The sequence below is a fragment of the Amedibacterium intestinale genome (genome assembly GCF_010537335.1).
Lineage (GTDB): Bacteria > Bacillota_I > Bacilli_A > Erysipelotrichales > Erysipelotrichaceae > Amedibacterium > Amedibacterium intestinale.
Genome location: NZ_AP019711.1, coordinates 1,399,011 through 1,411,210, shown reverse-complemented (window position 1 = coordinate 1,411,210; position 12,200 = coordinate 1,399,011). Strand labels below are relative to the sequence as shown.

Annotated in this window: 14 protein-coding genes; 12 read left to right on the top strand and 2 right to left on the bottom strand. The window is 36.6% G+C overall.

Annotation, left to right across the window (positions count from 1 at the left end):
- The first annotated feature begins 114 nt into the window (after window positions 1-114).
- The 6 genes from A9CBEGH2_RS07205 (at window position 115) to A9CBEGH2_RS07180 (ending at window position 5,560) form a co-directional block, all read left to right on the top strand.
- Window positions 115-435 carry a DUF3899 domain-containing protein gene (locus A9CBEGH2_RS07205; RefSeq protein WP_115716836.1) on the top strand — a complete coding sequence of 107 codons (321 nt, stop codon included), beginning with the start codon at window positions 115-117 and terminating at the stop codon, window positions 433-435.
- Between the two features lie 84 nt (window positions 436-519).
- The gene (locus tag A9CBEGH2_RS07200; RefSeq protein WP_115716837.1) at window positions 520-753 is read left to right on the top strand and encodes a hypothetical protein; all 234 of its coding nucleotides are present in this window, start codon (window positions 520-522) and stop codon (window positions 751-753) included.
- Window positions 754-817: 64 nt separating this feature from the next.
- On the top strand, window positions 818-1,984 hold the full coding sequence (locus A9CBEGH2_RS07195; RefSeq protein WP_115716838.1) for an aminotransferase class I/II-fold pyridoxal phosphate-dependent enzyme: 1,167 nt from the start codon (window positions 818-820) through the stop codon (window positions 1,982-1,984).
- A complete protein-coding gene (locus A9CBEGH2_RS07190; protein WP_118277735.1) occupies window positions 1,984-2,640 on the top strand; it encodes a Type 1 glutamine amidotransferase-like domain-containing protein in 657 nt (218 codons plus the stop codon). The genes A9CBEGH2_RS07195 and A9CBEGH2_RS07190 overlap by 1 nt, the downstream gene beginning before the upstream one ends.
- A gap of 87 nt (window positions 2,641-2,727) precedes the next feature.
- The gene (gene guaA / locus A9CBEGH2_RS07185) at window positions 2,728-4,269 is read left to right on the top strand and encodes a glutamine-hydrolyzing GMP synthase (protein ID WP_118277736.1); all 1,542 of its coding nucleotides are present in this window, start codon (window positions 2,728-2,730) and stop codon (window positions 4,267-4,269) included.
- A gap of 229 nt (window positions 4,270-4,498) precedes the next feature.
- On the top strand, window positions 4,499-5,560 hold the full coding sequence (locus tag A9CBEGH2_RS07180; protein ID WP_118277737.1) for a PDDEXK nuclease domain-containing protein: 1,062 nt from the start codon (window positions 4,499-4,501) through the stop codon (window positions 5,558-5,560).
- A gap of 192 nt (window positions 5,561-5,752) precedes the next feature.
- Here A9CBEGH2_RS07180 and A9CBEGH2_RS07175 read toward each other — a convergent pair whose 3' ends face one another.
- Window positions 5,753-6,871, bottom strand: coding sequence for a site-specific integrase (locus A9CBEGH2_RS07175; protein ID WP_144136860.1), 1,119 nt, complete (start codon window positions 6,869-6,871; stop codon window positions 5,753-5,755).
- Window positions 6,872-6,917: 46 nt separating this feature from the next.
- Entirely contained in the window at window positions 6,918-7,502 is a 585-nt protein-coding gene (locus tag A9CBEGH2_RS07170) for a helix-turn-helix domain-containing protein (protein ID WP_144136859.1), read from the bottom strand.
- A gap of 213 nt (window positions 7,503-7,715) precedes the next feature.
- Here A9CBEGH2_RS07170 and A9CBEGH2_RS07165 point away from each other — a divergent pair, with 213 nt between their 5' ends.
- The 6 genes from A9CBEGH2_RS07165 to A9CBEGH2_RS07140 all read left to right on the top strand — a co-directional run bounded on the left by A9CBEGH2_RS07165 (window position 7,716) and on the right by A9CBEGH2_RS07140 (window position 12,166).
- Window positions 7,716-7,910 carry a helix-turn-helix domain-containing protein gene (locus A9CBEGH2_RS07165; protein WP_016225774.1) on the top strand — a complete coding sequence of 65 codons (195 nt, stop codon included), beginning with the start codon at window positions 7,716-7,718 and terminating at the stop codon, window positions 7,908-7,910.
- Window positions 7,907-8,521: a CHC2 zinc finger domain-containing protein gene (locus tag A9CBEGH2_RS07160; protein WP_144136858.1), complete on the top strand. Its 615-nt coding sequence runs from the start codon at window positions 7,907-7,909 to the stop codon at window positions 8,519-8,521. The genes A9CBEGH2_RS07165 and A9CBEGH2_RS07160 overlap by 4 nt, the downstream gene beginning before the upstream one ends.
- Window positions 8,478-9,854: a DNA primase family protein gene (locus A9CBEGH2_RS07155; protein ID WP_197739423.1), complete on the top strand. Its 1,377-nt coding sequence runs from the start codon at window positions 8,478-8,480 to the stop codon at window positions 9,852-9,854. The genes A9CBEGH2_RS07160 and A9CBEGH2_RS07155 overlap by 44 nt, the downstream gene beginning before the upstream one ends.
- 169 nt (window positions 9,855-10,023) lie before the next feature.
- Entirely contained in the window at window positions 10,024-10,284 is a 261-nt protein-coding gene (locus tag A9CBEGH2_RS07150) for a hypothetical protein (protein ID WP_144136857.1), read from the top strand.
- Window positions 10,285-10,469: 185 nt separating this feature from the next.
- Window positions 10,470-11,900, top strand: a complete 1,431-nt coding sequence (locus A9CBEGH2_RS07145) for a MobA/MobL family protein (protein ID WP_129923494.1) — start codon at window positions 10,470-10,472, stop codon at window positions 11,898-11,900.
- A gap of 116 nt (window positions 11,901-12,016) precedes the next feature.
- Complete coding sequence (locus A9CBEGH2_RS07140) at window positions 12,017-12,166, top strand: YydF family exported signaling peptide (protein WP_129923495.1); 150 nt, start codon at window positions 12,017-12,019, stop codon at window positions 12,164-12,166.
- Window positions 12,167-12,200 lie beyond the last annotated feature (34 nt).

Genomic DNA, 12,200 nt, shown 5'->3' with positions numbered 1-12,200 from the left:
CATTTATTTTAGTAAGAGAAAAGAAGTAAGTCAAGAATCCTTTTATAATACGAAGAAAAAGCGTGAAGAAATTGTTGAATTCAAGTATAATATTAGTATAAAGAGGGGATACTTATGAAAAAAAGATTTTGTACTTTTTGTGAAAATGAAACCGATGAGTTACATTGTGAGATTTGTGGGAAAAGAACGATAGCAAACAAAAAATATGCAGCATCTGATGAAAAATCAAAAGGATATTCCCATGATAAAACAAGGTATCAGATGATGGAAGAAAATCATGTGCATAAAGAAATTGAAAAAAGAAAACAGCAGTTTTATAAAAATAGAAAAGAAAAAAAGGAGATGTCTTTTAGTGCAGAGATGACAAAAACAACGATTGTTGGGATTCTTCTTGTATTGGCTGTTTTGATTTTTACTTTTCTTATTGGAGAGTAAATCGCAGGGTGATAGAAAAATAAAACTTTTCTTAAGATAGAGAATGTGGTAAGATAATACATGGATAGTAAGGAGACATGAAGTATGAAAAATACAATTCGTTTAACAGAAGAAATTTCAAAAAATGTTTCTGCAAGAAAACACGTAAGTACAAAAATTGAGTATTTTTGTGAAAAAGAAGAAGACGCAAAAACGCTAACAGAAAATATCATGCGTGTATTAACAAAAAATTTAGGTGATACGAATCTTGCGAAAATCACATATGAATTTTATCCGTCTGAAAAAAAGGTGGAAGTAGAAATCATCGAGCATATGTAAGGATTCATATACCCTGCTTGCGATATTGGCTGGCGGGGTGTTTTTTTAAAGAAAGAGGGATATTATGCAGTTTTCAAAAAGAATGGAAGCATTACAGACATCGGTTTTTTCCAGTTTGGATATAGAAAAAGAAAAAATGATAAAGGAAGGAAAAGAAGTTCTTGATTTTGCGGTTGGAAGTCCTGATATTGCGCCTTCCAAAAAAGTTATGCAGGCTTTACTGGAAGCAGCTAGTGATAAAACATGTTATATGTATTCTTTAAAGGATACAAGTGAATTTCGTACGACAGTTAAAAACTGGTATCATGATCGCTATCAGGTAGAACTGGATGAAAACAGTGAAATTATGTCTTTGCAGGGGTCACAGGAAGGGTTGGCACATATTGCCTTAACGGTATGTGATGAAGGAGATATCGTATTGATTCCTTCACCAAGTTATCCTGTTTTTGAAAATGGACCAAGAATTGCCAATGCGCAAATTTATGAAATGCCGATGCGAAAAGAGAATGATTATTTGATTCGCTTTGATGAAATACCAGAAACTATTGCACAGAAGGCGAAGATGATGATTATTTCTTATCCAAATAATCCTACAGGAGCGACCGCAGATGATGCGTTTTATGAAGAATTGATTGCTTTTGCGAAACGCTATGATATTCTAGTTGTTCATGATACAGCCTACAGCAATCTGGTATTTGATGGGGAAGATGGGAAAAGTTTCTTATCATATCCAGGGGCAAAAGAAGTGGGAATTGAGTTTAATTCTTTTTCTAAAAGCTATGGTATGGCAGGTGCAAGAATTGGAATCTGTGTGGGGAATGCCCAGGCTGTTTCTATGTTGAAAAAGCTGAAAAGCAATATTGATTATGGAATGTTTTTACCAGTTCAAAAAGCAGCGGTTGCGGCTTTAACACAAGATCAAAGCTGTGTGAAACAAACATGTATGCAATATCAAAAAAGAAGAGATTTGTTGGTAGAGGGATTGTGTGCATTAGGATGGTATGTGGAAAAACCAAAAGCAACGATGTTTATTTGGGCACCATTGCCTGATGGATATACAAACAGCGAGGAATTTGCTCTTTCTCTATTAAAAGAATGCGGTATTCTAGTAACACCTGGAAGTGCATTTGGAAAAGAAGGAGAAGGTTTTGTTCGCTTTGCTTTGGTACAGCCGGAAGAAATTATAGAGAAGGCACTTGAAATTTTGAAAGAAAAAAGGTTTTTAGGATAATGGGAAAAATCTTTGCGATTGGCGGAGGAAGTTTTCAAAAGGAAGAATATCACTGGATGGAAGAAATGGCGCTTGCTTCTTGTGGAAAAGAAAATATATCCGTTTTGTTTCTTCCATGTGCATCTTATGATGATCAGGGATATGGGAAACGTATGAAAAAACATTTGCGCAAAATGGGATGCAGTGTTGAAGTTTTACGCCTTTTTCATACAAAAAAAGCCATACAAGAGATACATATGATGATGAAAGAAGCAGATGTTATTTATCTTGGTGCCGGCAATATGAAAGTATTAAAGGATAAACTGATAGAAATACAGGCAGATGAAATCTTGAAAGAGTTGTTTTTTAAAGAGAATAAAATTTTGATTGGAAATAGTGCAGGAGCGAATGTTTTCTTTTCTTATGCCTATAGTGACTGGAAAGAAGATGGCAGTTTCTGTATAGAGGAAGGTTTTCATTTGGTAAAAGGAATTTTTAATCCACATGCACAGGATGAAAAAAGAAAAGGAATTCTGGAAGCTGCAAAACCTTATGATCTTTCTGTTTATAACTGTAAAGATAATGGGATGCTGGTGATAGAGGATACAGGTAAGATTAGTGCATATCTGGAAGGAAAAGAAATTTCACTAGAAAGCCTTTATTTTTTAGAAAAGTAGTTTTAAAAAGTATAAAAAAATGGTATGATAACAAAGGAAAAAGACCGATACGTGATTATGTATCGGTTTCTTAATAAGGAGGAAGTTATGGCTGATAAAATTATTGTTCTTGACTTTGGAAGTCAGTACAACCAGCTGATTGCACGTCGTATTCGTGAATTCGGTGTGTATTCAGAGCTGCACCCACATACAATAACACTAGAAGAAATCAAAGCATTTGGGGATGTGAAAGGGATCATCTTCAGTGGTGGACCTAACAGCGTATATGAAGAAGATGCGTTTAAATGTGATCCTGCAATCTTTACATCAGGTATTCCTGTATTAGGTATCTGTTATGGAATGCAGATGACACATTATATGAATGGCGGTCATGTAAAATCTTGTGAAGCAAAAGAATATGGACGCACAGAAATAGAAATTAAAAATGATTCTTTACTATTTAAAGGACTTCCTAAAAAACAGACGGTTTGGATGTCTCATGGGGATCAGGTAGCAGAATTGGCAGAAGGGTATGTTGTTGATGCATCAAGTGATACTTGTCCATTTGCGGCTACAAGCAATCCTGAAAAGAAAATTTATACATTGCAGTTCCATCCAGAAGTTCGTCACAGTGAATATGGAAATGATATTTTGAAAAACTTTGTTTTTGAAGTATGTCAGGCAAAAAATGACTGGTCTATGCAGAGTTTTATTGATACAGAAATTCAAAAGATTCGTGAAACTGTAGGAACTGATAAAGTGTTATTAGCACTTTCTGGTGGAGTAGACAGTTCGGTTGTTGCGGCTTTATTGCATAAGGCAATTGGTGATCAGTTATATTGTATGTTCATTGATCATGGTTTACTACGTAAAGGTGAAGCAGAAAGCGTTATGCAGATGTTTGGGGAAAACATGAAAATCAACTTAACAAAAGTTGATGCGAAAGATCGTTTCCTGGGAAAACTTGCTGGTGTAAGTGATCCAGAAAAGAAACGTAAGATCATTGGTAATGAATTCGTATATACATTTGATGAAGAAGTGAAAAAACTAGTTGTTGGTGAAGATATCAAATGGCTGGCTCAGGGAACACTTTATACAGATGTTATTGAAAGTGGAACAAAAACAGCACAGACAATCAAATCTCATCACAATGTAGGAGGACTTCCAGAAGATATGCAGTTCTCTTTGATCGAGCCATTGAATACATTGTTTAAAGATGAAGTTCGTGCTTTAGGTATCGAGCTTGGACTTCCTGAAGAAATGGTATGGCGTCAGCCATTCCCAGGACCAGGACTTGGTATTCGTGTATTAGGAGATATTACAGAAGAAAAACTGGAAATCGTTAGAGAATCTGATTATATCTTAAGAGAAGAAATTGCGAAAGCTGGATTGCAGAAAGAAATTTGGCAGTATTTCACATGTTTGACAAACATGCGCTCTGTTGGTGTTATGGGGGATCAGAGAACCTATGATTATGCTGTTGCAATTCGTGCAGTAACTTCTATTGATGGAATGACAGCAGACTGGGCAAAAATCCCTTATGAAGTATTAGATGTAATTTCTAATCGTATTGTAAATGAGGTAAAACACGTTAACCGTGTAGTTTACGATATTACAAGTAAGCCTCCTGGAACAATAGAGTTCGAATAGTATATAACACGTAAAATGGGCAGTGACAGATAAAGCCCAATAAGGAAAGAAATTTATAAAGTGTCATTAAGTTGGCACTTTTCTTTATTTGTTGATGCATATGGTATAAATCTTATGTTTTAAATTGAATCAAGATTTATTCTGTGGTGAATATGATTTAACTATGTCTGTATCTTTATAAATGATATAATATCTTTACTAGATTTTCTTTTATGAAAGGAGATACGTTATGCCTAATTTTGAAATGATTCCTTACCAGAAAACAGAAAACGTTATCAGTGATTTGAAGAACATTATTGAAGTAGCACAAAAACAGGCGTATCAATCTGTAAATGTATTACTGGTTGAAAGAAATTGGTTAATTGGGAAAAGAATTGCAGAAGAAGAATTGCAAGGACAAGAGCGAGCTGAATATGGTGCAAGTGTGATTAAAAAACTAGCAAAAGAATTAACAACTGAATACGGAAGAGGATTTACAAAATCCAATTTATATTCTTTCTATTCTTTTTATAAATCTTATCCAAACATTTTCCACTCAGTGAGTGGAAAATTAGATTTATTGTCATGGACTCACTATAGAGTATTATTACAAGTTGAAGATGTAGAAGCTCGTGATTGGTATGCAAAGGAAGCATATGATCAAACATGGAGCGTAAGAACATTACAAAGAAATGTTTCATCACAATATTATTATCGAATGTTAAAAACCCAAAGTCCTTTAGAAGTTGAAACCGAAATGAAAGAATTAACTTCTTCTTATCAAAATAAGTTAGAATTTATAAAGAATCCGATTGTGGCTGAATTTTTAGGAATGCAGGAAGATACTTCTTATTTAGAATCTGAATTAGAACAAAGTATTATTAATAACTTACAAAAATTTTTAATGGAATTGGGAAAAGGATACGCTTTTGTCGCAAGGCAGCAACATATTCATACAGAAAAAGAAGATTACTATATCGATTTAGTATTCTACAATTATATTTTGAAGTGTTTTGTTTTGATTGACTTAAAAACGTCAAAGATTACACATCAAGATGTAGGGCAGATGGATATGTATATTCGTATGTATGATGAATTAAAACGAAACGAAGGAGATAATCCAACAATTGGAATTGTCTTATGTTCGGATACAGATGAAGATATTGCCAAATATTCTGTTATGCATGGAAATGAACAATTGTTTGCTTCTAAATATAAATTATATTTGCCAACAGAACAAGAGTTAAGGGCAGAAATTGAGACGCAAAAAGAATTGTTCTACTTACAGAATAAAGAAAAAAAGAGAATCTAATTAATTTAAGGTAATGATACTAAATTTATTGAAATCGTGATATGATTTGATACTATTGAATATATCAAATGAGTATAAATGATAAAACAAACAGGTTGTCATATATATGAGAACTTATTGAGTTTGAATAGTTGCTACATCTCTGGAAAGCCTTGAATTATAAGGATTTCCAGAGATTTTTCTTTTTGTTGGCTACAAATTGGCTACATCTGCCATTTGGCTACTATCTGGGACTGCTGTTCCGTTGATAAGGTTTTCAAGCTGTTGTGCGACTTCGGCTTGTTTGTTTGGATACAGATGACTGTAAGTATTTAAGGTTGTCTGTATTTTTTCATGCCCTAAACGGTCAGCAATCAGAAGTGGCTGGCATCCCATCTCAATCAAAAGGCTGGCGTGGGAGTGACGGAGATCATGCACACGAATCTTCTTTACACCGGATTTTTTACATCCTCTGAGCATTTCATGGTTCAGGAAATGTTTGGTGTAAGGGAAAAGTCTGTCGTTAGGCTGAATCTCATAACACTTATCCATATAGGTTTTTAAACAATCAGCAAGTGTCTGAGGTATCGTGATAACCCGGTTACTTTTTGGCGTTTTAGGAGGCCAGACAACATCCCTGCCATTGATTCTTTGGAAGGTTTTGTTGATGGTGATGGTATTATTTTCTAAGTTCACATCTTCCGGCGTTAAAGCACACAGTTCGCCTACACGCATTCCAGTATAGTACATGGTCATGAAGGCTGTATAAGAAGCTGGCTTATCCTGTACGGCTGTAATAAACTGTTCAAATTCCGTTTTTGTCCAGAACTGCATTTCTTCTGCATTGCTTTTTCCCATGCTCCCAGCCTTTGTGCATGGATTTTCCCGCAAATCATAATATTTCACTGCATAATTGAACATAGCGGTAATCTGATTATTGATTGCTCTAAGGTAGGTCTGAGCATAAGGCTTTCCGTTCTTATCACGATATGCAGTCAATCCGTTCTGCCATTTACGGATATCCTTTGGTGTAATCTCATTGATCGGGATTTTCCCAAACACCGGAAGGATTTTTTTATCTACCATATAACGCTTGCTGATGATGGTGGATTCTTTCAGACGGTGTCCCATATCCTCAAAATACAAATCTACAAAATCCCGAAACAGCATACCCATATCTGCATTGGCTTTATTGAGAAAGTCCCTTTCCCATTCCAGAGCTTCTTTTTTTGTGGTAAAACCACGTTTTTTCTTGTGGATAGTCTTTCCTGTGTAGTCTTTGACACGCACCTGTGACATCCATTTTCCTGTTGTATCTTTTGTTACTGACAATTACATCATTCCTTTCATAAGAGTTTTCAACTCGTCTTATGTAGGTCTACTTGCCAGAAAAAAGAGCATTCTTTCTTTTTAACCGTTCCTCAGTATCGAGATTTTCCGGTTCTTCCATCTCTACACCCTGTGAAGCGTAGTAGGCAAGAGTTTTATCTTTCCACTCTTCATAGGCATCTTTAGCCATGCAATACTGCTGAAAAGATTCCCTGTTGTTTTCCCATTCCTCAAGGAACAGGCACATATCTGCATTCTGATCAGCGGATTTGTCTTTCCCATCAAAAGTAATGGAACATTGCCAGCCGTCATGATGTGGCGGTCTTTTTGTTTCTATGGAAAAGTGCAGTCCACTGATTTTTTCCAGTTGAAACAAACATTCCATAACATCAGAGAGACAGTCAAATTTGAAATCCCCTGTCTGATGTCCGAGAAGATAGGTAGAAGTCGTATCAAGCACTTTAGCCAATTCATTGACCATTGCGATTGATACTTCAATTTCCCCGCTTTCATATTTCTGGATGGTACGGAGAGATTTTCCAAGAAGGTTTGCTAAATCTTTCTGGTTATATCCTCTTTTTTTTCGGAGTGTTTTAATCCGTTCTCCTATTGTTGAAACTTCCATTTTGTTCATTTTTTATTCACCTCATGGATAATATAACATGAAATAAAACGAATTGCAAGTGCGTAATATTAAAAATATATATTGACAAATGTGAAGAATAAACGTATGATGTAAATACGAATTAAAAGTGCATATAAAAAACGTATTGAATAATAAATATGAAATAGAGGCGTATTGCAATAGCACTTTCGATAAATAGAAAAAAGAAAAGGAGGAGATTGTATGCAGATTAATGTATCTTATATTACCGCAAATGACATTATGGAGATTCTCGGGGTTGGGAGAAGCAAAGCCTATGAAATTGTGCGGGTAATGAATGAAGAACTGGAAAATGCCGGATATAACATCATCAAGGGGAAAGTTCCGGTCAGGTATTTCCAGAAAAAATATTATGGCTGTGAGATGAAAATGGAATGAATATCTTTCAGACAGTAAAAGAAAACGTAACTGCAAGGCAGGCAGCCGAACAGTACGGGTTGAAAGTCAATAAAAACGGGATGGTCTGTTGCCCCTTTCATGATGACAGGCATCCCAGTATGAAAGTGGATAGAGGTTTTTGCTGTTTTGCTTGTGGTGCGAAAGGGGATGTGATCACATTTGTGGCAGATTTCTTTCATCTAGCACCATTGGAAGCAGCAAAGAAACTGGCAGAAGATTTTCAGATACCTGTTTTTACAGATAACGCAAGAAAAAGGAATGCCAGTAAGAAAAAAGAAAAACCGAAAAGAACATTCTACCAGACGGAAAAGAAATTTGAAGAATGGGAACGGGAAAGTATCCGTATTTTATCGGATTATCTTCATCTGCTGGAAGAATGGAAAATAAGATACGCACCAAAAACACCAGAGGAAGAATGGAAAGCAGAATTTATAGAAGCCTGCCAGCAGACAGAAAAGATAAATTACTATCTGGATTTACTGGTGTTTGGAGAGTTACAGGACAGAATTGAATTTTTACTGGATAGTGGGAAGGATGTGAAAAGAATTGAGAAACGAATGGAAGAATATAGACGAAACAACAAGGAATAGACTGGAAGAAGCATTGGATCAGAGAGAAATGAACTTTAAAGGGTACTCTCAGGAATGGTTTGAGGATGGGCAGATTGATGAGGTGGCATTTTGTGAAAATTTCCTGCAAAGAATGCCATTGAAATGTATCAACGGTATCTTTTTCAGCTATGACGGAATGCTGCCGGACAGCGAGGTAGAAAAAGAAATTTACAGAATGGTAAAACCAGTTCTTACGAAAGGAATTTCCAAGAAAGTAAAACAGCTTTTGGAGGTTCTGAAACTGGAAGCCTATTCAGAGGAACTTCCGGTGCAAATGGATCGTATCCATGTGAATAACGGAACTTATTTTCTAAATGGAGATTTTACAGAAAAGAAGGAGTTCTGTCTGAACCGCTTGCCTGTAAATTATGAAATGAAAGAAGCAAAGCCGGAACGGTGGTTACAATTTCTTTCAGAACTGTTGGAGGAAGATGATATTCCTACCTTGCAGGAATATATGGGATATTGTTTAATTCCATCCAACAAGGCACAGAAGTTATTGATTATCTTAGGAAAAGGAGGGGAGGGGAAATCCCGTATAGGTTTGGTTATGAGAAAAATTCTCGGAACGAATATGAATGTAAGTAATATTCAGAAAGTAGAACATAATCGTTTCGCAAGGGCGGATTTGGAATACCGACTTTTGATGGTGGATGATGATATGAAACTGGAAGCATTGAAAGACACCAACTACATTAAAACCATAGTCACGCTGGAGGATAAGATGGATTTGGAAAGGAAGTCAAAGCAGAGCGTACAGGGGAATTTATATGTCAGATTTCTCTGCTTTGGAAACGGGAGTCTGAGTGCTTTGCATGATCGTTCCTATGGATTTTACCGCAGACAGATTATCCTTACGGTCAAAGATGTGCCACCGGACAGAGTAGATGATCCCTATCTGATCGAGAAATTGCAAAGAGAAGCAGACGATATTTTTCTCTGGTGTCTGGAGGGATTGAAACGATTACTGAAAAATAAATACCGATTTACCATCAGTGAACGTGCAAAGAAAAATCTGCACGAAGCTATGGAATCTGGAAATAATATTATCGCTTTTATGCAGTCATCTGGGTATATCCGTTTGGAAGAAAATACAACGGCAACTTCTAAAAATTTATATCAGGCATACGGCCGCTGGTGTGAAGACAATACGGAAAAACCTATGAGTGCAAAAAGTTTTTCGGGGTACTTAAAAGAAAATGAAAAGAAGTATCACATTCATTATTCTACCAATATTCCCTCAGACAATGGGAAAAATGCCAGAGGATTTCAGGGAATCCATACGCAGATACGCATAGACAGTTACCGTTGATACGGATGAAAAACCGATAAAAAAGAATTTTCCAAAGAAGCGTATATGCGTATATCTTCAGGAAAATCAAGGGGTTACAGGTTTCTGAAAAGTGTGGAAGATACGTTTATACGCTTATACGTGTAATTTTTAAATTTATTTTATTTTTTAGCAGAAGGGAGTGTTGCAGATGTTAAAGCAGCCGGAAAGAGAAAGCAGAAATGTGAATGATTTGTTTTATGAGATGGAGGGCAGACAGATACAGAAAATGAACAAGGTACTGGAAGGCGTGGAACTGACTAAAGCAGAGGAAAGAACCATGATATGGCTTGCTGGATGGGAAGAAAGTACTGTGGATCATTTGCTATCAGTCATAGAAAAAACAGCCCGGATACGGGCAGAAAAAAAGGGCGGATACGCCCATAAATCTAAGCGTGAGTCCGAGAAGTAATCGGATTATGTTAAACAAAGACAAGCCCTCGGCGATTGAGAGCGAAATACACTCATCGCACAAACCTATGGTTTGTACTCTGTGTATTTCGCTCTGCGAGGCTTATGCCGGATACGGCAATCAGTTCGTAAACAGGTGCCTATGCACCTACTCACAACAAAGTCGGCGGGAGCCGAGGAAGGAGGATGCTTATAGGCAGACATTCATTTATCAGACAAAGCAAGCTGTCCGATGTGGAAGGAAGGATTGATTATATCTCCAATCCGAAACGGCAGGAATATCTCTATGCGACCTATCAGACAGAAGGAGTAACACCGGAGTTTTGGAAAAATCTTGCAAGAGAAAATCAGTTGGATTTTAAGGCGAGTGGATCGGCAGGGAAATGTATTGAAGGGCGTGAGTTTATCATTGCACTTCCTGAAAGTTTTGTTCAGTACAGGGCAGATGATGTGGTAAGGCTTTTTACGGAGAGTTTTCATAAAAGGTATGGTGTGGAGTGTAGTGCAGCCCTTCATCACAACAAGGCAAAGACGAATTATCATATCCATCTGGTATTCAGTGAACGGAAAATGTTGGAACAGCCTGAAGTAAAGATTGCTACCCGAAATATGTTTTATGATGAGCAGGGAAAGCATAGACGCACAAAGAAAGAGGTTTTAGACGAGCAGGGTAATCTTCGGGTGGGATGCAGTATTATCCCCAAAGGGGAAGTCTATGAAAGCCATATTTTCACGAAAAAGGATGAATGGTTTAAGAACAAAGCATTTACCAAAGAAGTCAAGGAACTGTTTACTGATACGATCAACCGATATGTAAAAGAAGAATCTGAAAAACTATCCGTATTTCAACAGGGCGGCGTATATTTAGCAACGAAGAAAATTGGAAAGAACAATCCGAAAGCAGAGGAGATAAAGGCAGACAATGCGGCAAGGCAGGAATGGAATCGGACAGTTGATGTGGCATTAGTTGAAGGTGTTCCTGAAGAAGATATTTTGAAGATCAAGCAGGAAAAAATCACAGATAAAACGCTGCAATCTATAAGGGCATACGGTTGGTTGCCGGATATGTTCCGTCAGATTATCCGAGGTGCGAAAGACTTTTTACAGGAAGTAATTTTCAAATTTAAGCTACCGCCTAAACCTGTACCCAAGATTGACTTGCAGGAGTGGAAAGATATGCAGAAGCTCATGTATGAATTGCAGAGACAGTCAATAGAGATAAAACGCACACAGCAGGATATTTCTTCTTTGAAAAAGCAACTGTCAGAGTTACGAGGACTATTTAAAGGCAAAGAGAGAAAATCTCTGGAAGGGAAAATTGAATTGTTAGAGGATTTGGAAAAGCGTCTGCACAGGAGTATGGAGCAGATTGTAAAACGTGAAGGGTATCCAAATGTGCAATCCTTTCAGAAGGTTTATAACAAGGCAGAAGAACTGATTATAGAATACAATGAAGAACTGCGGGCATGGAAAAATCAGACGGACCAGAAGAAAGAAAATCCGTTAGAACAGCCGAAAAAAGCAAGCGTACTGGAAAAACTGCACCGCTATCAGCATGAAGGCAGACAGCAACCAAAACGGTCAGTTAAGAAAAAATCTATGGATAGAGGAAGATAAAGTATAATAAATTGTTTTGGAAAAAATATGAAAAAACAATAAAAAATACGAAAAAGATATTGAATTTTTAAACAAGAGTGCTATACTGATTGATATGAAGAAAGGAGGAAAGCCAAATGCGTATTAATGACTTTAAAGCAACAGATGACAAAGACAAAAAAGAACTGGAAAAAAAGCTGAATTCTTTTAAACTTGAAAAAGTTCTGAGCCTTTGGTATTTTGTCCGTTCATCAGGTAAGGCTACGATTGTTGGAAGTAAATCATAAATAACCGTAGAAGAAATTCTCTAAAAAGGAGTTT